Below are 22,209 nucleotides of genomic sequence, written 5' to 3' on the forward strand. Positions count from 1 at the left end.
AATCACCGTTATTTCTATACTTTTTGGCTGCGGAAAGTTGTTTTTTAACTTCTTTTTCGTTCATCTTCTATTAATATCCTGTATTTCCTGGCGGCAGTTTACCACGAGATCAAAGCGTTCTTGTGCCATGAATGGATTCCTCCTGCAATTGAGAAAGTATGGGAATTACCCCTTTCATTATAGTGAACGGGCATACTACATTCAATCTTATGAAGATAGCCCTCACCTGAAAGTATCGATATGAAATGTGCATTGCAACAAAACTGATGACGAGCAAGTCCTCCCCCTGACATGTAAGTATTAACGAATGCTGCCCCTTACTTCAACGATCAGGAGCAGGTCGCCTCGGCGCCTTGCAAACGTACCCGTTAGTTGAATCTCTCTTTTTTATTCAATTATTCCTTCGCCAGTTAGTTGTGTCCCACCGGGAATACCCAATTGACCAAAGGTGTAAGTATACTCAGATTGATTTTTCTTTTTTACCCCTTCAAGCGTAACGAAATATTCCTTACCTTCCTCTAAAAGGTTATATATCCTTGAGTCCTTTATCATTACTTTATACTTTAATTTGTTTTGACTACTGTCACTTGAGTTTGAACCAATTACCCACATTTTTAAGTGCCCAGGTCCAATATAATGTTCTTTCTTCTCAACATATATGAACATTGTAACACTTGTATAAGAGTTGTTCCCCAGCTCAGCGTAATAATACATCGAAGTAAAAAACGCTATTACCAATAAAACTGCAACCCAAATGCCCCATTTCCTCTTGTTAACCAAAAAATCACCTCAATCAGTTCTATATCTGCCCCTCACCTTAATTTACGTTTCCAACAGTTGGAAGGTTGCGCTATCCTGTCCGTTCGTTCAATCAACTTGCCCAAGAGACACAAGTGATAATATCCCATCTTATTTCGTTCAGGCGACCTGACAGGAATGAGATAATGTTCTTGTTATTTGGTTTTGACAAGAACTTTATCCCATAAACACAAGAAGCCGCTATTTACGCGGCTTTTTAGGACCACTATATGCGGTGGCGCATCTACCTTTATCTTACTCATACACAAACCTCCGAAAAATAGTCTAACGAATCCTGCGAGAAGTCGGGACGGTCATACTTTAATACAACCCGGAAGCCAGCAGCCACGCTCAACGTTCCACGGGCACGAGTCCTCGCCGCCCGCACTGCTCTTCACTTTTAAAGTGAGTACGGGACAAGCTGGCGAATGCTCTCTTAGGTTACGTTCAGGATAATGTCCTTTAGTTCAATCAGAGTCTTGATTCGATAGCTGGCCTGTGAGAAGTCATGTGTTTTTGTGAAATCGTTATGGACAATAGCACAGTCGATACCAGCCGCCACGGCTGAGTTTAACCCTCTGTTTGAATCCTCTACAACCAGGGTCTCTACTTTGGTAGCTCCGAAGCGCTTTAAGCCGGTCAAGTATGGTTCCGGGTGCGGCTTGGTACGCTCGTAGTCTTCGCGAACAAGGACGAATTCCATGAATTGTCTAATCTGGCGCTTTTCATGAATAAGTTGAAAATCCGCACGTTTTGCAGTCGTCACGATGGCCATGCGGACGTACTTTGACAGTTCGGTTAGAGTTTCAACTACGCCTTCAATCTCTATGGCTTCTGTTCTTAGATATTCCTGATAATAGACGTTGCGGACCTCACGCTGCTTGCTGATGGTCTGTTCATCAATACCTGCCGCCCTAGCTTGGGCCCAAGTGCCCAATGACTGGGTCATGTCGCGGAGGTATTGATCTTTATCCAAGGTAAATCCAATGTCAGCCAGAGCGCGTTCTCCCGCTTTATAATACCAGAATTCAGTATCAACCAGAACGCCATCATGATCGAAGAGTATGTACTTTTTCATTGTTTCGTTCTCCATTGGCATATTATGGTCATTCCCCTCCTTACCATGCTGGAGATCCACCATATTTTCTAACATGGCTTGCAATTCGCAACTATACTTACGGGAAAATGTAGGTGTTCCGCCGTGTGTTCATCATTCACATATATCGCATAGGTATGCTGTTCCCGCAAATCTGTGGAGTCCGACATGCTAAATGACTTGATCTCTCTGGTGCAATTCCTTCTTCAAGTTTCTTTCCTTCCCATGATCCCCTAACGAGTTTTACGTTTACGCGGATCATCGAATGTGCCGATAAAAACCATATCGTTGTACCGATAGTCAGGATCGCTTTCGGTGAAGGTCGCATTCCCATAGTAGCAGATGACATTGCCCTCATGAAGACCAATTTCGCGGCATCTTTCCACGATCGCTCGTTCGGTTTCCAGACTGTTGCAGCCGACCTCTGTGCATAACTCTTCGATCGGAACGATTCTCCGTTCCGCTGTCATGTAGCTGACAAAGAAATCGGTATCGATAAATTTGCAGCCAAAATCTCTATGAATGCCACAGTCCGAATCAGGGTCTTCCAGACCTTCGAAATATTCACTAAACCCCTCGAAGCTCTTGGTGGTGTTTCCCGCCCAGACCGAGATTTTGTCTGGCGTTCCATCGTTGATTTTTCTCATTGCGCTCGCCTCCAAAACTATTCTGAACGTTTTCCATCCGAAACTGACGGACGATCAGGCAAACCTCATCACGTAAAAATTGGGGCTAGATGCCCCAGCGCTAAGGAGTGTATCCGTTGATCTTTCGGGATATTTTCATATAGAAGATGCCCCCTGCCTGCCCGTTCCAGTTGTTCGATCATCGCCGCAATGCGTCCCTTGTTGAAATCGATAAAACGAAAATCGACCTGACGAAGGCTCTCCATGTCCCCCATGGGAGCAAAGGCTTCCACCTTAATCGCCGTATTGATCTCATTAAGCTTCAGAACCTCAAGCCGCTTGGCGGTCCACAGATTTCCGATGTCCCGCAGCGACTTCATGTAACTCAACTCTAGTTGCCGGAGATTGTCCAGCTTCGAGAAATCGCATAAACGTTCCACCTTAGAAAGCGACAAACTCAGAAATTCCAAATTTCGCATTTGTCCTATAGCTTGAATATCGGTCAGATTGCGTACAGAGGACAAAACCAGCATTCTCACGTTCGAATCGGCTATTACATCCAGCGATCCTTCAATTCGCAGCTATCGATAGACAAATACTTGATCAACGGCAGATATGCTACGACATCCAACCGGTCAATCGTGCAGTTCAACATAAGCGTATTCAGACGAGGGCATTCCGCTATAGGGGCCAAATCGTCGAATTTGCCATGCAGTTCAAGATAGGTTAATTTATTGTACATGCGGATAAAATCCAGACTTTGCGCTTTTTTCGACGAGTACACGTTTAAGAAGTCCATTTGCTTCATCTCGCCAAGCTTGGTCAAGTCCTGCGGTTGACGGAGATCCAGCCTCAGTGCGGCTACATGATTCATTGCAGCAAGTGTCCCCAGGAATTCCTCCGTATAGCGAGCCTTCTCGTCCCTATTCCATATGTGCAAAATCAGATCCGGCCGTTTGGCAAACACCCGTGCATCGAGTTCAAGTAAATCCTCCATCAGATCCGCGCCGACAGCGAAACTGACAGTTGCCCGGTGTCGCAACTGTTCAACCGCAGCGATCATCTTCTCTTCATTCCAGGGAGTCCCTTGCATGGAAGCATGCCAAGGTTTACTCATCATCTGTCACCTCCAAGCTCTGACTCTTGATCGTCGTAGCTTATTTTTCATGAGCCTATTTCTTCATTTAATCATCAATATCCGGAAAACACCAGAACACCAAATGCTTCAGTTCCTTCGCATAGCCTACCTGAATTCGATTCGGTTCAGTTTCAGTCGCAATAGGAGGCGGAATGTCACGAGCCACCCGACGCACCTAACTGGTAGAATCCATCGATGCGATCATTGCTGGTATCTGCCGTCTTGGCGTCTGCGATAGTTCCGCACAACCTCGTCTTTTGTCGGCATCTGTTCAAATACGCCACCCAGGTACTCCATTCTTGCCCTCAAATTATCTTTCATTTGTACCTCATGACAATAAGCGGTAACCCACCCCCTTCTCTAATCCGAATCTCATTCACATCCCCCGCTTGTAACGGACCGCTCCCTGCATCTGCATGACTTCGGCACTTCGGCACGCGACAGTCGTTTTTTTCTCAAGTGCGCCTGAATCGGCTTTCTTGAAAAGTATCTATATGAAAAGAGAACGCCCCCGAAGTTGAAGGGACGTTCTCTTGGATATTCCTGTCGAGATAATTTCTTTTCAAACAAACATTAGTGAGCGTTTTCAGACAGTGAAGGCACTCGCTTAATGACCCGGAGCCGGCTGCCTTCGAAGCGGTTATTGTGCCGGGCATTCTCCATGGTTGATTACAGATGAACTACGCGACGATAATACAAGTATTCGGCACGGTCCTCCCACTCCAACCCATCCTCGTAGGGGTCGCGATAATAGGTAGCGACAGGAAAATAGCCCCATGTGACGCCCATACCGCCGCAAATAAGCGAACCACCGTCCCCGCCTTTGCCGCGCACGAGTCCTTCAGGCGATACGGTCAGCTCCTGTTTGTACGGATCGCCAAGGAATTTTAGCCCCATGCCGCCACACTTCTCCAGATCGAAAGGTCTATCGCTAACTACCGGTTCGCCCTGCTCTTTCTGCTCCCGATCTAGTTCTTCGAAGTGCCTAACCTTCATCCGATAGTCAAAGCTATCGCCCCAAGGAAATAACGTTCGACAACCTCCGCCGTACACATATTCCCATTCATCTTCTGTTAACACATCGAAGCCATCAGGCAGTTCCTCTTTCGCCCACTCCTGCTGGCTGGGACTGTCAGCAAACAACCAGATGCGGATACGCCCGTCCTCTTTGTCCAATCGAAAAGACTGATGCTGCTCATAGAAGCCATAATTCGAGGTCTTGACGCGTTCGATCGCCTCCAGCACATCGTCGTCTTTTGCCGGATCCAAGTCAGCTAGTTCCACCTCATACCAGGCGACAGGGCGAGTTTGGCGCTCAATCATCAACGGGCCGATGTCAGCCACTCGCACAGGCGACATTTGCTGACGTATCAAATGCTCCAACTCCGCAGGCTCTCTGTTCAAATCCTCCAGGCCGCTCTCGAACTCTCCTTTCGTCTCTTCATCCGGTCCGTCTGCCCATTGCCCCCAGCCGAGTGTGACCCGGTCACCAGGCACATATACGAACTCGCAGCCTTCATACATAAAGATACCCGTTTCCAGCTCAAGGCCGAACCGCTCGAAGCGTTCCATTTTCAGAAACGTGAAGCCCGCAGGCAGACGTGTTTTCAACTCGCGCAACAACTGCTCCTTACATTCACTTGTCTGTTTATTCCATGTCGCTCGATCCTTTATCACGATTGTCCCCCTTTATTTTGCAGCAAACTACAATTCGATCCATTAAATACATGTTGGACGAGTTTTCGTCTACCTGCGATTCTGTATTTACTAGAATTTCTCCGATAAAATCATTAGCATACATTTGAAAGACCTACTTTCAGAAACATAAAAAGGGATTCTCTCACTTATCGCACTGTTCCCCCCATTAATCAAATCACCCGATAAACCTGCTCCACTACCACCACCCGCATCAGTTGGGGCGGGTAGGACAGAGGGCGATTGTCACAATAAATGCTATGACTTGTTTTATTAACTTGATGGACAGCAGAATATTACGATAATGCACGTTTTATTGTAATACTTCCTTCAGTCATAATTTGTATCAGCAAATTACAAGTTCCCTTCGATAGCAATTTCATCCACATGCTTTAGTGTTGCTACCAACCATCGACCTACATAATCAATAAATTCAGCGCTGGATGGGTTACTGATTGCTAGTATAGACCAATGGTTCAGGATCACTTTCCATTCCGATTTGTTAATGAAATTCATGCCGGTATGATCAAAATTCTCAAATCCCTTCACCTTAAGTGGATATACCTCCTTGATTCCTTCGTATAAAAGATGAAAATCCTCGCGATATATCCATAACCCGACACCCAAATTATCACGCCAATGCCCCTTCTCATCTTCAGCATAAGGGTACAAGCCGTAGCCGATATGCCCATCACCACGACGATGAAATTGCCGTACATCGATGAGATTATCTTTTTGGGTGATATAGAGTGTCAAAGCGGGATGCTCCATATGCTCTTTTATTTGCAAGACGATTTTTTCGAAATGTTTCTGTCTGCTGTTATCTTCCATACGGTTAAAAAAGCTACATTTCAATAAGAAATGCCCACTCCATCTCTCTTGCTCCGTCCACTCAAAAAGAAACAATTCTTTAGTTGTTCGGTCTGGTCTGCCTGCATTTACCCATTCGAATAAAACGGTTTCCTCTTGTACGGCTGTTATAGATGAACCTGTCTCAACAAGAGAAAAGTGCACTGTGCCAAAATACTCTATCAAAAACGACTTGATCCGAAGTTTTTGTTCGTGAAGTGTCAGATAAAATGTGCAAGCAATATCAATGTCATAACGCAATAATATAACTCCTTTTAGATTGTGGTAATGGGGTAATCTATACTTATAACTGGATTATTCTGCCCGATCGTTCAATAGACTACCTTTCGTGACGGTACTTTTACAACCTTCAAAACATCCCGTTTTTTGCTCAAGAAGCATCTCTTCCGCATCATTAGATAGAGGTAAGTCTTTTGCCCAAACGATTTCAAACTAGAAGGCGGCAGTATCCTTATTTTTCATTTTCACAAGCGATGGATCGGTTCCATCGCCACGCTATCGTATCCGTTAGTTGAATGTTCAACAGGTATCATCCATGCGTATCGAGTGACTCCTGTATGAATTGGGAGATGCGGATTGTTTAGAAGCCTAGGTTTTATTTCTTTAATGCGTTGTATTCAGCCCGAGTTTTTTTCGTGATAGATTCTGGACTACGCTCTAATAGAGGCTCAGCATCTTTAAGAGCGGAAACTGGAAGTTCTCCTTTATTTACTGCAATAACAATATCAGACATTCGTTCGTACTCAGTCCTGGATATTTTCACATAACCAGGGGCACTAGGATCAGAATATTGAGGGGCAACAGGACTGGAGTGTTGAGTATAAACAGCCGCAGATACACCTACGACAAGAACTGTAGCAATCGCACTGGAAAACATTATTTTCTTTGCTTTGTTCATTTGGTTGTTCCTCTTCTTTCCTTAATAAGATTTAGAAACAACACTATGAGAAGTTGGAATAAACTAGATTGTTTAATATTTATTCCATCCTAGTATCTTCCAATATTTTAGACGTGTATTATTCGGATTTGTTGCACTATACTGCCCTTTAGCTTAATGCAGCTGCCAAGATCGATCTAGCATCTGCATGATGGTGTCATTGAACAACCGTACCCGTTAGCGCAACGATTTATTTTCATCAATACAATCGTAAGCATCTCCAAGTGATTCAATCTCTTCTTTCAGCCAGTACCACCGTTCACCGTTATTTTGAACCAATTGATTCAATAACTCAGTAAATGATTTAGCAATTATAGGACATTCTCCTACAACTCCATGTCGGTCCCAAAAACTATCGTAACATATCCCAAGTCGTTCATTATGTAAATCAATAGAAATGTAGTCGCCATTTCCGTCATGACCAACTATAAACCAGTGGGAAGATATATCCTCATCTATATATCCCCCCACAATGACTGGATTGGAAAAAACGAACTCTGTAGACTGGACGATTTGACAGTGATAATCTTTGTTTTCAAATAGCCTCACGCCTCCACATAGCCCATAAAAACGTTTTAGATCTGTGGGGAGGTTGTACTTATCCGTTTGCGGCAAACCATTTGGCGGAACAACAGTGCAGTTCGGTAGGCTCGCTATCTGTCGTAGTAATTCCTCTATGTCCTTCAGGCTGCATCGTTCCTCTCTTTGGATTGCACTAGTGCCCGTTAGCTGAATATCCACCAGAACTTAATCAGGGGCGCTTCGGTCCGATTTTAACTCTTTTTTTTCTGTTTTTATCAAATAAAATCGCAATAAATAAACTGATAAAACTAACAATTAGTGGCATGAATATAAGGCTATCATTTTTGACAAAACCAGAAATTTCAATATCGAACATTTTACATATTATTATTCCTCCGAAACAAAGACCGCTTAAAAGAAACAAGCTAATTCCGATCTTTGAAATCATGGGCAGCTCATAAAATTCTTTAAGTGTTTTTATTTCGTAGGTTATTTTCATTTGTCCACCAGCTTTCGGTTCTTTATTAACGTACCCGTTAGCTTAATTACTCAGCCTTTTTTACAGCCATCATTATGTTTGACTTTGGAAAAATGTGAGCTATATATTTTAAATTCAACTCTACATCAACTCCATCATTTCACTATCGTACCCGTTAGCGTAATGATAAAGCACGATCGACTGATTAGGATTCTTTTCGATTTATTCGTATAAAGCTCCAGCGGTCGAACCATTTTGATTTAGATAATACGTGAAAATATGCTTATCTTTATCTGTGTACCACAATTCGATTTTTGCAACTTTGTCTTCATTAGACCAAAGAACCAAAAGCTGAGCTTTAATATATCCTTGTTCAAGACCCTTAACGTCAATTTTGTTTAAATCATCGTATTGATATCCTTGAATAGGCGATATATCATATCTCCAAACCGCTTGTTGCGAATCATCATTAGTTCGTTCTACACTCGGTTCTCCCAAAAGACTTTTTACATATTTTCCATCCACTCCGTTAGTTATGTGGTATTGGACCATCCAAACCTTTTTTGCCACTTCATCGACGTTTGTGGGCTCATTCATTATCGAAATCACACCGTCTATATCTATATACCTTATTCCAAGACCCAAACTTTCTGCTACAAAACGTACTGGTACATAAGCATGACCGTTATAGTTCAATACCGTATATTCACTGCCGATTTCTTTGTTTTGTCCATTCATTTCGAATTTCGCAGGAAACAAGTATGCTTGAATAGTGTCTGAAGCATATACAGCAGTCGTAGCTGTCAAACCAACTCCGCAAATTAGACCTAAAACAAACTTTTTCAAAATTTATCTCTCCCTTTGTTTACTACTGTAATTTATAGACGGAGCAAACAAGTGGTATATTTAACCATGTATATAATTTTCCTCAAACATACTTGCATGCAGGTATTCCACATAACTGCTCGCTAGTTGAGAAACGGCAGCCGATCGTTCAGCCCGGCCGCCGTCATGCATGTATTGAGCTCTTGTGCCCTTTAGTGAAGTACAGCTAATAACTGAACAGTAAATCTTCAGGAGGGTGATTCACTATGAAGATTATTTATTCTTAAATAACATTTGACTAGAATATAATACATTACATAGGCTTCTTCATCATCCATTAAAGATTTTTTAAATACATACCAGTTGGTTAAGTCTCTATCAGCTGAAACGGTCAGATTCATTAAAGAAACCAATTCATCAGAAACCCCAAGACAAAAGTGAGAGATAGCTTGCACTTCTTCATGAGAAGTAGGGGGTTCTTCATCTAATACTGGAGGGACAAGAAGAGAACCCTGATAAAGTATATCAACAATTTTACTCGTAAATGTTTCGTCGGTCTTTTTGAAGTGCTTATTTAAGGTTGTAATCAAAGCCCTTTTTGCCTTTAATACATGCTTCTGTTCCACGTGTTACCCACCATTTCGAATTTACTTTGTTGGAGCTCCCAATTGCATAATCCTGGCGTTTGCAATAACGACTCGTTAGTGTATCCTCCAACGCTCACGCAGTAAGAAAAAGTATATCAACTGATCTCTTAATTCTGTTTCTCTATCAAAATTAAGTTTATGAAGTAAGTTTATTGATCTGTCGTTTTTTTGCTCAACAGTAGCTTCAATTAAATCTAATTTCATCAGTTTGAAGCCAAAATCTATAACAGGCTTCAATGCTTCTTGCATAATTCCTTTTCCCCAATATCCTCTTGCTAAATCAAATCCTATTTCTGCTCTAGGTTGTTCTCCTTGAAACCAGCAATGGAATCCACAAGTTCCTATAAACTCAGCGTTTCTCTTACTAAAAATCCCCCAGCGGCAACCTGTATCTTCTAGGTGAAATCTTATGATTTCTTTAGCTTCTTCTCTGTCTTTACATGGACTTATATCCATAAATCTTGTAACATTCTCGTCTGAGAAATGATTAAAGACGGCATCAGTGTCGTCTAAAGTCAGAATGGCCAGTTTCAGCCTGTCTGTCTCTATATCAGGAAATATAAAGTTTAAAATGGACAATTTTATGGCCTCCATTATGTAGATCTCGTCATCCATAGATAATACCTCATATTGGAACTATCCTACCCGTTACTTCAGTATCCTGCTAATGGAATAGACGAGATAATAATAATAAAACCATAGGACCTATTACCATGAACCCAATAAATAACGCAATAATCTTCAATGGAATCGATAATCCTTTGGGCTCATATAAGTTATCAAGTTTTTCATTAATTTTCTTTAGCTCATTCAATATTTCTTTACTTAACTCATCAGACATACTCAATGCCCCCAGAACAGTAAACTTCTTCCCAACCTATATTACCATAATTAGGAATCTCCTGTCTTGAGTTTCACTCCGCAAAACTGCCCGTTAGCTAACGCTCACACCATGGTTGTTATTCGTCAATGTGTTTTCTAGTCTCATTCTCACGTTTTGATTCGATGTTTTATTTTTCCTTCATGACTTTTATAGCTATATATCTCACAAGGTTCGTCCTTAAATTCAACAAAGATCGTGATTCCCCACTCCCCGCCCTTAGATCGAACACCTTTAATAGAGGTTATGTCATTCTCTGAGTATTTTTTTGATGAAGTAGATATTCCTTAACATTAGATTCAAAAACTCCCAATTTGTAGCCAGTTAAGACATAAAATATGCCATAAAAAAGTGCGATAGTTAAGAATACGATCAGGACCATTTTGTAAAATATGCCCCTTGAACTTTTGATTTCCATGTTTTTTATCTCTACCTAATATTTATTTTCCTTTGACGATGTCGTCGAGTAATTCTGCCGTTAGGTGAATAAAGCAGCCGGTCATTCTGGTCGGCTGCCTTCATGGTGAATCTATTCTACTCTTGTACCCATATGCTCAATGACTGCTCTTGTATAGTTGATATTAACTTTTCGACCAAATATCCAAAGCTTGAGCTTTTCAATATCTATAAATGGACCTTCGAGAAGCATGTTTTTTTCAGAACGTTCGAGAAATGTTTTTGACCAGCGATCAAGGTTTTTAATATCGCCATTTCTGTGTAGGGATGAATATAATACCGCTTGTCGAAGATCCAAAAAGATCCCCAACTGTTCTAATAATAATTTGTACTCTATTGAGTTTTCTTCGGAGTACCCTTCAAGGAAATATGTAAGGTAACGTTGAGTAAATGAAATTGCATTTTCATCTTCTGAAGGAACTGCAATACCATAAAATAGATTTACTGAAATGTCCTGTACAAACCAACCATATTGACTCTCATCAAAATCAAATACAGTGATTGTTCCATCTGCTTTTACAGAATAGTTTCCATAGCAGAAATCACCATGAATTAAACCGAACGACTCGAAACATTTCGGTAGCAAATGTATTTTTTTTATTAACTTTTGAAAATTATTGACAAAACAGAGGATTCATTGCAGGAACATTATGAGTAAAAGCTTTTAGATAATCATTGTCATACCATAAAAATCTCTTTGGTTGTGTAGCCAGTGGCTCGTATCTTTTTGTTAATGAATGCATTTTTCCCGCAAGCTTTCCCAACAGCTTAAACTCTTCGTTTTGAGAAATGGTATCGCTCCATGGATTTCCCGATGCTTTATTATAAGCAACAACTATAAACTTATCCTGGTTGATTTCCAAAGTTTCAATACGAGACCCCACACAAGAGAGTACAGGACGCGAAACAGCGACACCATTTTCCGCCAAATATTCTATCCAATTTAATTCAGCCTCAATTTGTTCAATGCTTCTATGTGATGAATGTGAAATGCGTAAAATATATTCATTTCCACCTTTTTCGTAACCATAGACATAGCTTTGATTATTTCCAAGTAAATTAAGTCCTGCGGTGCTTATATCGTAAAGATCGGCTGCTTTTGTGCGAACTTCATACGTAAATCGCAATCTCATTTCTTGATTCATACGAACCTCCAAATAAGTTAAATTCGATACTGTTTACGTGTGGGGGATACTTAACTACCAAGGGAAACGATAGTTGAATACTGACAACAAGGTATTCGGTCAGAACTGAGCGACTTTGTTTTGTAATGTAACACCTGTTCCACATATTGTAAACTACCAGTGGATCAAGACAACTGCTCTTCTTTGAAGGACTGCCCACTTTCCTTTCTTCAACTATGCTGCCCTTAGCTGAACAGGCTGCCGATTGTGCCGGCAGCCTGTTCTCATTATGCTAGCGTTCCCGTTTCTGGTCCAGTGAAATGTCGAATACAAACCCCAAAGCTGAAAAGCCGACGTTCTTCATAATCAGGGGCGCCCCGACCTGAAAGGCTAAAATTCTACAATGTAGTATCCGAACCCATTTATTATCTTGGTGTTATTATATCGATGTATCCTTTCATTTCTCCCATAGTTTAAGTGCTGATGACCGTGAAACAAATACTTTGGTTTATACACTTCCATGAAATTAATAAAGCATTCGAATCCTTTATGAACGTAGTCATCACCGTCTCCAAGCTTATATACGGGTGCATGAGTCAACAATATATCGATCCCATTGTGCAGCCAAATCTTTGGCTTCAACTTAAGGATTCTCCACCGCATTTGCTTCTCAGTATAATGAAAATCTCCAGGGCCGTACTTGAAGCATCCGCCTAAACCAGCGATACGAAGCCCTTTGTAAGAAACAACTTTATCTTCGATGCTTTCGCATCCTTCAGGTGGATTTCCCCTGTAATCTGTATCGTGATTACCGTGCACGTAGTATAACGGAGCATTTATCATACTAACTAGAAAAGACAAATATTCTTGCTTCAAGTCGCCGCATGAGAAAATAATTTCAATGTCTTTAAATCTATTTTTGTCAAAATAATCCCAAATATATTTCGATTCTTCATCAGAGACAACTAACAGTTTCATTTTTTCCCTCCGACTTCAATCGTATCTTCTTAATTGATAGTTCATGTAACATCTTATGCAAGCCTTGTATTGTTATTGTTCTATATACTAACAAATAATTGAACTCAACTGTACGTTAGTTGAGAAACGGCAGCCGGTCGTTATGGCCGGCTGCCGTCATGTATAAATTGAGCTCTTGTACTCCGTTAGTTGAGCGACTCTATGAGAAGGCTCGAGGACTAATAGTACCTAAAAGTCATGGATACATTTTTACGGAAATTTAGACCAATGCCTCCATTTTAATTAAGCGCCCTCTCTACTTCCTACAATTTCTCTTGTATATTATACAAAAAAAGCCGCGCCCCCTTCGAAAGAGCGAGCACGGTGCAGTGATTAAGTTTACAACTCAGTTACCAACTTTATTGTATAGTTACTAACTATACTGTCTGCCAACAAAAAGGGTAGCGGCAATGCATCATGGGCAGAGGCCATATTTTCGCTTTCCATTCGTTGGAACAGCCAACTTCAGGAATTGAAACCTTTCGCCTTCAAAGGCTGCTGTCCACACGAGGCCATCCAAATAGTAGTTATCCAATTCCTCGGCTCTCCTCGTGGGTGTACCCAGCTTAGCTTCGATCTGGGCTCTTGAATCACTTTGTAACAATCCATTGGGAAGCGGACCGATATATTTTCCATGTTTCTTATTTTCTTCCATGATCGTCATTGTTAATTCGTCAAATATATAATCGCCCTCGCTTTTCTTGGTGATACCGTTGCTTTCAGCGCCAATATCGAAGTGGAGAACTACTCCCTCTTCACTCACAAAATAGGTCGTATCAAGATTCCTACGCACAGTCGGCCGCCAAGTTATCTTGTCCCGCGAAAGCTGATCGACCAAAGGAGGGTAAACGCTGCTGTGTCCCAAATATTCAATGTAATCCAGAGGGGTCATTACTGCCTATTCCTTCCTGCTTTTTAGTTATAATTATCCCGTTTTTTTGTTCAAGGGTCAATGTAATCTGCCCATTTAGCGGAACAGGCTACCGATTGTACAGGCAGCCTGTAACATAGTGCTATCGTACCTCGTTAGTCTTCTTTTAAACGTCACTTATTTATTACCGAGTTGTTCCGCCAAACCGATTAGAAGTCCTTCTTTTCCGCGAATGTAGCAGAGCCGATACGAGTCCTCGTACTGAACCACTTCGCCAACGAGCTGAGCACCATACTTAGTGAGTCTGGATACCATTTCGTCAATGTCTTCAACGGTGAACATGACGCGTAGATAACCGAGGGCATTTACAGGAGCAGTTCGGTGATCTGATATAGTTGGTGGGGTGAGAAAACGCGAAAGTTCAAGTCGGCTGTGGCCATCTGGGGTAACCATCATAGCAATCTCTACACACTGTGAACCCAGCCCGGTTACGCGACCCGCCCATTCACCTTCGACAGTAGCCCGCCCTTCGAGCTTCAAGCCAATCTCCTCGAAGAAAGAGATTGCGTCATCAAGGGATTCTACAACGATGCCAACATTGTCCATTCTTAGTAATTTGTTTGTTGCCATAGTTTTATCTCCTTATGTGTACAAATTTATTACCTGATCATTTTCATATTAATTCTATCAAGCACTACTAATTCCTTCCAAACGATTGATATCTTGTCACAATTCATGTTAACAAAGAAAAGTCTAAAACGAAATAATGAACGAAAAAGAGCTTTCCCCTCGGTAAGCCCCCACTCTCGTACCCTTTAGGATAATCGTTAATCCCATAAATATTTCGCATAACTGAACAAATTTCAAAGAATAAGGGATTCTCTGACTGCGCTATAGCCGGAGAATCCCTATTACAGTAATGTGCCCTTTAGGCCGCTGGGTCAACCGCACAACTAAACTGGAACGTAGGTTAACCTGATCACCTGCTCGCCAATTCGATCGCTTGCCATGAGGCGCAGCGGCGGCCGCGGACCGGCGAAGAACGGCTTGCCGTGACCCAGCACGACTGGATGGAGATAGAGTCGATACTCATCAACGAGACCGAGCTCCGTTAGACTGTGCGCCAACTCCGGCCCGGAAACTTCAATCACCCCTTCATGCTGAGCCTTCAGTCCACGTATGGCCGCTGCGAGGTCGCCCTCGATCAGAGAAGCGTTCGGACCGACGGACTTTAACGTCCTCGACACCACCCACTTCGGTTTGCTTTGCCACGCCGCTGCGTATTCCCGTTCCGGCTCATCCCATTCCAAATGGTCTTCGTCCCAATACCGCATGGTCTCGTACATGCGGCGCCCGTACAGGCTGCCCGCCAGGCCGCGCACGTCGTCGATGAAATGACGGAATACCACGGGGTCGGGCTGAAATGCCATGTGGTCAACGAACCCGTCCAGAGACTGGTTCAATGCGAAAACGATCTTTGCCATGCGAATGATTCTCCTCTCTGGTTTTCTCTCACATTCATCATCAGGAGTATACGTTCCATTTGCAGCCTCCTTAATGTCTACATTTTATCATCCAACAGCTTGCCCTGTTTCTCATGGATTGCTAATGTGCACAGTCATGTCCCCGACCGAATAGATGGTATAGGAGATTTCCGCAATGCGGTCAAAGGTCTGGCAGCAGTTAGACCATCATCTTCTGTAAAGCTTTCACATAACGTGATCTCGCAATGACAAAGTAGACGGTCTGGGCGACCAGAAAAGCCAGTGCTACTGTAAAAGTAGCCGTATTGACATATGAGATCTTCATATATCCCAGTACAGGCTTCAAAACCACAAGCGTTTGTATCGCGGATATCGGAATCGGAATAAAAAAGATAAAAGCAATTTGCTTCGTAGCCGCTGCACTCATTTCTCTGCTGCTCAGCCCGATCTTCGAAAGTGCATGGTACGTTCGGCTGTCGGCGGATAGCTCATTATGAAGCTTGAAGTACAAAAAGCTTGCCGTCGAAATCGAGAAGATCAAGGCGATAAAAATCCCGATAAAGCTGAACACTGAGGTCGTATTTTTCGTGCTCCAGTATTTATCGGAACGAACCGTCAAATAATTAGCACAATTTGGACAGTCTGGGACGCTGCCCCGGTTCTTATCCATTTGCTTCTGATTCCATGCGTACAGCTCTGTGCCGATCTTGGATTGCTCATCTTGCTGTGAGGGAAGCTGTGTCCAGGAAGGTACATGATAGAAATACTTTTGTCTGCTAGATAAATCAGCTGTTAATTGGGTAAAGTATGCATCTTCCACAATGAGCATAACCCCTGCATGACTAACGCCTCCCATCTGACGCATGCCGATTTCCTGCTCAATCGTAATGCTGGACTCGGTTCCCTCAAGCTTTAATGGCTGCCTTGGCAAACGATTTGAGCCCGGATAAACCGCCACAGCCGTTTGCTCCGACAGATGCTGCAACGGCGCTAGCTCCAGCAAAGTCGCCAGTTCACTAATCTGGCTTGCGCGAACAAACTCTACGTCGCTGCTAGTTGTTGGGTCGTGGGCATAATTCCGCAGCCCGGCGGCAATAGTGTCTATCCGATACCGCTCAAAAGCGATGCCGGCTTCCTGCATGGACTGCTCAATAGTCGCCAGCTCCGCATCGATATGCTCCGGCTGAATTACGTCATAGCTGAAAGCAAATTTATTGTTCAAAAACTGCTGCTTATTGTCTTGATCAACGGCCAGTACGAAGCCTGCGCTTATGCAAGCTATCGAAGTAACAACCGTCACCAGAAACAGCATTCTGGCATTATCCTTCAGCTTATAGCTGATCTCGGAAATCCACAGCAAATTAGTGCTTCGCCATACACGCTTTCGATTTCGTTTGAGCAAACGAATGATGAGAACCGACAGCTGGGAGTAAAAGAGATAGGTACTGGAAATGCCGGAAAAAGCGGCGATAATCAGAACTTTCGGAGATAAAGTGCCCTTGCCAAGGACCACAAAACCAATAGTCATCAAAATCGCGCCCAATATGGAAAGCCAAATCGAAGCATTCGGCTCCCGCTTCGGCCTGCTGCTGCCCTTCAAAAGCTCCAGCACCCGGTTTTTGCGAATAAACAACAGCGTAAATAGCGATATCGCCATAAATAAAGCAACAAAGCAGCTCGCCGTCAGAACAATTGCCTTCATTGGCCAATAAAAGGCCAGCTCGTTAATATCGATCATTTTTGTACTGAACAGCAAAAACAGCTTGGACAACAGCAGCCCGCCGGCGATTCCGGTGACAATGGCAACTGTGCCGATGATCATATTTTCCAAAAAAATCAGGCTATTTATTTGTCCTGGCTGTGCGCCCAGCATCATTAAAATCCCAAACTCCTTATTGCGGGACTTCAAAAAAGCGCTGATCGAGTAGAGCACAAAAAAGATCGCAAAAATAAACACCACGTACGCCGCTACCTGCATGCTGATTAACGTCAATTCGCCCATCGGCGCCCGCCGGATTTCAGGATGATAGATGAAAACGGCAAACGTAAAAAAAATCATCACCATAAAGGCGCTGCTTAACAAATAAGCCATGTAAGCACGGCCATTGCGCCTGACATTATTAAACGCGAACTGAGGAAAATTCATTCATATTCCCTCCCCAGAAAGACAAAGTATCGATGATTTTCTGAAAAAAGGTTTGACGATTTTCCCCGCGGTGAATTTCAGCAGCCAAACACCCGTCTTTAATAAACACAATCCGATGGCAGTAGCTGGCTGCAAGCGGATCATGAGTGACCAGCATCAGCGTAGTGCCCTGCCGTTCATTGATGTCGGCCAGCGATTCCATGACAACTTTCGAAGAGGTTGAATCCAGTGCTCCTGTGGGTTCGTCAGCGAGCAGCAACGATGGGGCAGCGATAACCGCCCTGGCTATGGCAGTCCGCTGGCGCTGCCCTCCAGATATATCATACGTCCGTTTGTTTAATATCGATGTAATATTCAAACGCTCGGCAATTTGCCTCAGCCTCTCTTCCATCTCCGACAGTCGATAGTTGTCCAGTGTCAGCGGAAGAACAATATTTTCTGCGACAGTAAGGGTGTCCAATAGATTGAAATCCTGAAATACAAAGCCAAGCTGCCGGCGACGAAATAATGCCAATTCCTTCTTTCTTAGCTGAAACGGATTGCTGCCGTTAATCAGCACCTCCCCGGAGCTGGGCTCATCAATCGTGGAAACCATATGAAGCAGTGTCGTTTTTCCGCTGCCTGACGGTCCCATAATGCCTACAAACTCTCCTTGCTCGATGGTCAGATGGATATCCGTTAATGCATGTGTCGCAATTTTTCCCGGGTATACTTTATTAAGAGCCTTCACTTGCAAAATACTCATGCTATTCATTCCTTTCAAGAAACGGATCATTGGTTCTTTCTCTATAAATCTACCTGATCGGCGGCGTAGAAACTATCGATTTACCTTAATGAAAGCTTACATCTCGGTTAAGTTTATGTTCGCCTTTGCGTTCGGTAGCTTGTTCAAATTCATTCCGTTCTACTAAATAGACATGGAAAGAAGTGCAGGAAATCAAAGCTTCCTGCACTTCTTTTCCTGCCCGTTTGGGCAAACTATGTGCGATGCTGAAACAACAGGGTTATGGTCGTGCCTGCTCCCGGCTTTGATTGCAACGCAACCTCGTGTCCAAGTCGTCCGCAAACCTCTTTAACCAAATACAAGCCCATTCCGGTAGATTCGTGATATTGTCTCCCGCGTTCCCCTGTATAGTAAGGATGAAATACGCGGTTCAAATCCTCCTTTTCAATCCCGATACCTTGATCCTGTACGGTCAGTTTACACGAATTACCCAGCTCTTCCGCTGAAATCGAAATCATTTTGCCTGTCCCGACGGTGTAGTTCAAAGCATTAACCACAATTTGATCCAACAAAAATCGCAGCCATTTCGCATCTGAATACACCTTCAAACCCTCTCTGATTTGGAGCAATGGGGTAATTCCCTTGCGGATAAACAGCTTGCGGTTCCCGGCTACAACCTCGTTGACGATCTGACGCAGCTCCACGGCTTCGACCGAGAAATCATGCTCGAACCGGTCGAGTCTGGCGGTGTACAAAACCATTTCCAGCCCTTTTCGCAACCGGTCCAGCTCCTCCTGGACGCTGTCGGCAGCCGGCTCCTCCAGCTCCTGCAGCAGCAGTTGAATGACGGAGATCGGCGTTTTCATCTGATGCACCCAGCGGTTCATGAAAACGAGATGCTGCTCGTTTCCGCTTTGCTGCTGCTGCAACTGGTCCTTGAAATGCCGATGGTAGCTGTGCAGCAGCTCATGTACCGCATCGGACAGCGGCGCCTCATCCATGGGCTGTAGCAACTCCTCCAGCGCAGCATGCGACAGTTCCAGGCGCCGATACAGCTCCCGGTGCTGGTAGTAGCGGTAAATCAAATATAATGCAAGTACAACCGTGCTTAACAGGAAGCCGTATAAGACGATCGCAAAAGGCCGCCCTTCTCCGGCAAGCCAATAAAGCAAAGGAACTAATGCAACCTGAACCGAATAAAACAGCAGCAGAGGCACATGCTCCTTCCAGAACAGCTTCATTGCAGGTCCTCCCGCTTTACTGCAAGCTTGTAACCCACTCCCCGGACCGTTTCTACCAGATCCTCAGAGCCAAGCTCCTTCAGTTTTTTGCGCAGCCTTGTAATGTACACATTTAAGGTGTTGTCATCGATAAAATGATGATCTTCCCACATCAGATCCAGCAGCTTCTCTCTGCTTACTGCTCTCCCCTGCTTCAGCATAAGCGCCTCCAGCAGCTGGCTTTCTTTCACAGTCAGTTCGGCTCCATTGCCCTCGTAGCTTACGATGTAGCGCTCGGGATACAGGGTTAGCTCGCCGGACTCCAGCTTTTTCTCTTCCTGGCTTGAAGCGTAAGCTCCGAAAGCTCTGCGTAAATGGCTGCGTATTTTGGCCATGACGACCTCATAATGAAAAGGCTTGGTTATGTAATCATCCGCCCCATTCTCAAGAGCCATCACCTGATCCATCTCATTGTCCCGGGCAGATATAAATATAATCGGGCAATGCGAATGCGTACGGATTTGTCGGCACCAGTAGAAGCCGTCGTACTTGGGCAGGTTTATATCGAGCAGTACCAGATCGGCTCCATATTCCTGAAGCTCCTCCAGCACATGATTGAAATCGGCTACCTCCCTCGCTTCGAATCCATATTTGGACATGTACGAGTGCAGCAGGCTGGAGATTTTCGCATCATCCTCGACTATGAATATTTTGTACATAAGACCAGCTCCTGTTTCCGACTTGAAAGCGCAAACGAATGGATTCCTTTGCAATTGTACCAAAATATACGCAAATAAACCTCCAAATCGCTGCTAACGATTTTGGAAGCTATTGTTTTGTCGAAAAGGATAGGTTGGACAAACTAAGCATTTATTTATCGAAACTGCCCGCTATTCCCCCAACCCACGACGCGCTTCGCGGCACCACAGATGATGTGACCCTATAAAATCAAAAACCCGCGTGTTATGCGGGTTTGAATCGTTCTTATGCAAAAATGTTTCTATTAAAGTAGCGAGAGGCGTCCATGATGCTTAGCTGTGCAAGCCCCCTTCCAAGCGAGGACGATTACGATAGTGACCGATCGGTATTTGGATGAGACTGGTTTTTCCATAATGAGCTAAATCGTAAATCTCATCGCAAAAACTTGGATTATATCCGAGCAACGGTCGCCCTCCCATTCCGATGGCGGAGGCTGCCAAGAGTAAGTGTTGTACAAGCATCCCTGCTTCCATTTGTTGAATACGGTATCCCCTGTACCCCAAAGCCGATTTGAAATAGTCTTTCTCACCAGCCACATGCATGCAGAGCGGTATTTGAAACAAATTGACGTTGTCCAGGGACATCCCCTCTTGCAGCCTGAATCTATGATCTCCGGGAAGTATTCGATGCAACTTATGGCTTGCACCGTCATAACGATAAGCGCCGTCTGGAATTCCTTCAACGTTATACATACAACAGTACAAGGACAAACGGGGCACAGACTTTTTGTGAGGACCCTTCAAATCATTGTAATAATAGAAGGATGCCGTCGCTTCTTGTAACAACGAAGCCACTGTCGACGCATTCAACTTGCTTAACACAAAATCCGACTCCGGCGAATACCGATTTCGGCAAATCGATGCCAGATCATATGACAAACGCTCCACACGGGGCATAAATACCGACCGCATTCCGCTGTCAACGTGATTCTCCGTTACGTCATAGCGAAACCGTTCCGTCGAATCCAGCATTGATTCTTCGTTCATTTTGGCCAGCATCGGGTATTCCTTAACTTTTTTCGACCTTATGAAATGTTCATGCTGAACGCCGGGTAGCTCCCTGCATAGATCAACCGCAGCAACTTCCCCATTTCCATAATTCCCGCCATAAAACCAATTTATCGCCGGCTCCATCGAAAGCGGAATCACCGCATATACGCTCTCCTCATTCTCAGATATCCCGAGTAAATGATTAACTGCCCGATCGAGATATTGAAAATATACGCCGGATTCATAACCGAAACGTTTCGTCACCTCAAGCAATTGCCCGATCAATACTCCGGAATCCAATCCTTGAAGTCGATAGGCAAAGTCGTTGTATTTATAAAAATTTTTCCAGAACATAACCGAAACAAAAACAGTGCAAAAACAATGTGACATATCGCAACGATTGCCGAGAGTACGGGCAAGATAGGAATCGAAATTTCCTTCACGAAGCAAAACCAAACGATGATGCGCCGCATCATAATGGTAAATCCCATAAGGGGTATTCATCGTCTTCAAATATACATATAGTTCGTTGGGATATAACCCCCCTCCTGACGGTATGAAACGCCGGTACATTTGAACCGGGCCCGCCGATAGGTTTACGGATTTAGCCGCAGAGTTTTGGCTTAATTGGGCGAGGCCATATACATGCCAGAGTAAATGACCGATTGTCGTCAAATCCGTATTGGCGGGCGATTCACGCCGTTCAAGCGTTAGCGGTACTTCCGAGGATAAAGGTACGACCGGCAGGCTGCGATAGAGCTTATAGGTCAGAGGCGCGTCCTCCCAATCGATCTCCCAATCCGGCGGTCTGGACTTGTCAGTATCCGCATGTAGATTGCTCAGGAATTTATCAAGACTCATACTTCTCCCTCCTGAGGACATACGATGCAATATCTGCATCTAATGT

24 protein-coding genes are annotated in these 22,209 nt (G+C 43.8%); all 24 read right to left on the bottom strand.

The window, feature by feature from the left end:
- Positions 1-387 precede the first annotated feature (387 nt).
- Positions 388-780 (bottom strand): hypothetical protein, encoded by a 393-nt coding sequence (locus DQG23_RS32725; protein WP_113035247.1) that lies wholly within the window; start codon positions 778-780, stop codon positions 388-390.
- A 454-nt stretch (positions 781-1,234) separates the two neighbouring features.
- Entirely contained in the window at positions 1,235-1,876 is a 642-nt protein-coding gene (locus DQG23_RS32730) for an HAD family hydrolase (protein WP_113035334.1), read from the bottom strand.
- A 251-nt stretch (positions 1,877-2,127) separates the two neighbouring features.
- A complete protein-coding gene (locus DQG23_RS32735) occupies positions 2,128-2,541 on the bottom strand; it encodes an immunity 22 family protein (protein ID WP_113035248.1) in 414 nt (137 codons plus the stop codon).
- A gap of 68 nt (positions 2,542-2,609) precedes the next feature.
- Positions 2,610-3,059, bottom strand: a complete 450-nt coding sequence (locus DQG23_RS43210) for a hypothetical protein (RefSeq protein ID WP_238178153.1) — start codon at positions 3,057-3,059, stop codon at positions 2,610-2,612.
- 14 nt (positions 3,060-3,073) lie between these two features.
- Positions 3,074-3,637 (bottom strand): hypothetical protein, encoded by a 564-nt coding sequence (locus tag DQG23_RS43215; RefSeq protein ID WP_238178154.1) that lies wholly within the window; start codon positions 3,635-3,637, stop codon positions 3,074-3,076.
- A 690-nt stretch (positions 3,638-4,327) separates the two neighbouring features.
- Complete coding sequence (locus DQG23_RS32745; protein WP_113035249.1) at positions 4,328-5,335, bottom strand: hypothetical protein; 1,008 nt, start codon at positions 5,333-5,335, stop codon at positions 4,328-4,330.
- Between the two features lie 372 nt (positions 5,336-5,707).
- Entirely contained in the window at positions 5,708-6,463 is a 756-nt protein-coding gene (locus DQG23_RS32750; protein WP_113035250.1) for a hypothetical protein, read from the bottom strand.
- A 355-nt stretch (positions 6,464-6,818) separates the two neighbouring features.
- Entirely contained in the window at positions 6,819-7,121 is a 303-nt protein-coding gene (locus DQG23_RS32755) for a hypothetical protein (protein ID WP_113035251.1), read from the bottom strand.
- A gap of 216 nt (positions 7,122-7,337) precedes the next feature.
- Positions 7,338-7,847 carry an SMI1/KNR4 family protein gene (locus DQG23_RS32760; protein WP_113035335.1) on the bottom strand — a complete coding sequence of 170 codons (510 nt, stop codon included), beginning with the start codon at positions 7,845-7,847 and terminating at the stop codon, positions 7,338-7,340.
- A 535-nt stretch (positions 7,848-8,382) separates the two neighbouring features.
- Complete coding sequence (locus tag DQG23_RS32770; RefSeq protein ID WP_113035253.1) at positions 8,383-9,006, bottom strand: stalk domain-containing protein; 624 nt, start codon at positions 9,004-9,006, stop codon at positions 8,383-8,385.
- Between the two features lie 227 nt (positions 9,007-9,233).
- Complete coding sequence (locus tag DQG23_RS41945; RefSeq protein ID WP_146762426.1) at positions 9,234-9,611, bottom strand: hypothetical protein; 378 nt, start codon at positions 9,609-9,611, stop codon at positions 9,234-9,236.
- A 75-nt stretch (positions 9,612-9,686) separates the two neighbouring features.
- On the bottom strand, positions 9,687-10,211 hold the full coding sequence (locus DQG23_RS32775) for a GNAT family N-acetyltransferase (protein WP_113035336.1): 525 nt from the start codon (positions 10,209-10,211) through the stop codon (positions 9,687-9,689).
- Positions 10,212-10,296: 85 nt separating this feature from the next.
- Positions 10,297-10,473 (bottom strand): hypothetical protein, encoded by a 177-nt coding sequence (locus tag DQG23_RS42655; protein ID WP_192894662.1) that lies wholly within the window; start codon positions 10,471-10,473, stop codon positions 10,297-10,299.
- Positions 10,474-11,041: 568 nt separating this feature from the next.
- Entirely contained in the window at positions 11,042-11,554 is a 513-nt protein-coding gene (locus DQG23_RS43525) for a phosphotransferase (protein WP_158560809.1), read from the bottom strand.
- Between the two features lie 28 nt (positions 11,555-11,582).
- A complete protein-coding gene (locus DQG23_RS43530) occupies positions 11,583-12,113 on the bottom strand; it encodes a phosphotransferase enzyme family protein (RefSeq protein WP_113035255.1) in 531 nt (176 codons plus the stop codon).
- Between the two features lie 369 nt (positions 12,114-12,482).
- Positions 12,483-13,070: a metallophosphoesterase family protein gene (locus DQG23_RS32790; protein ID WP_113035256.1), complete on the bottom strand. Its 588-nt coding sequence runs from the start codon at positions 13,068-13,070 to the stop codon at positions 12,483-12,485.
- A gap of 454 nt (positions 13,071-13,524) precedes the next feature.
- Entirely contained in the window at positions 13,525-14,001 is a 477-nt protein-coding gene (locus DQG23_RS32795) for a hypothetical protein (RefSeq protein ID WP_113035257.1), read from the bottom strand.
- Between the two features lie 156 nt (positions 14,002-14,157).
- Entirely contained in the window at positions 14,158-14,610 is a 453-nt protein-coding gene (locus DQG23_RS32800) for a VOC family protein (RefSeq protein WP_113035258.1), read from the bottom strand.
- Positions 14,611-14,933: 323 nt separating this feature from the next.
- Entirely contained in the window at positions 14,934-15,464 is a 531-nt protein-coding gene (locus tag DQG23_RS32805) for a dihydrofolate reductase family protein (protein ID WP_113035259.1), read from the bottom strand.
- A gap of 199 nt (positions 15,465-15,663) precedes the next feature.
- Complete coding sequence (locus tag DQG23_RS32810) at positions 15,664-17,610, bottom strand: FtsX-like permease family protein (RefSeq protein WP_113035260.1); 1,947 nt, start codon at positions 17,608-17,610, stop codon at positions 15,664-15,666.
- Complete coding sequence (locus tag DQG23_RS32815; protein WP_113035337.1) at positions 17,585-18,355, bottom strand: ABC transporter ATP-binding protein; 771 nt, start codon at positions 18,353-18,355, stop codon at positions 17,585-17,587. The genes DQG23_RS32810 and DQG23_RS32815 overlap by 26 nt, the downstream gene beginning before the upstream one ends.
- Before the next feature lie 233 nt (positions 18,356-18,588).
- Positions 18,589-19,575 (bottom strand): sensor histidine kinase, encoded by a 987-nt coding sequence (locus DQG23_RS32820; protein ID WP_113035261.1) that lies wholly within the window; start codon positions 19,573-19,575, stop codon positions 18,589-18,591.
- Positions 19,572-20,273 (bottom strand): response regulator transcription factor, encoded by a 702-nt coding sequence (locus DQG23_RS32825; RefSeq protein ID WP_113035262.1) that lies wholly within the window; start codon positions 20,271-20,273, stop codon positions 19,572-19,574. The genes DQG23_RS32820 and DQG23_RS32825 overlap by 4 nt, the downstream gene beginning before the upstream one ends.
- 312 nt (positions 20,274-20,585) lie before the next feature.
- Positions 20,586-22,163: a SagB family peptide dehydrogenase gene (locus DQG23_RS32830; protein WP_113035263.1), complete on the bottom strand. Its 1,578-nt coding sequence runs from the start codon at positions 22,161-22,163 to the stop codon at positions 20,586-20,588.
- Between the last annotated feature and the right edge of the window lie 46 nt (positions 22,164-22,209).

It is taken from the genome of Paenibacillus contaminans (assembly GCF_003285015.1).
Lineage (GTDB): Bacteria > Bacillota > Bacilli > Paenibacillales > NBRC-103111 > Paenibacillus_V > Paenibacillus_V contaminans.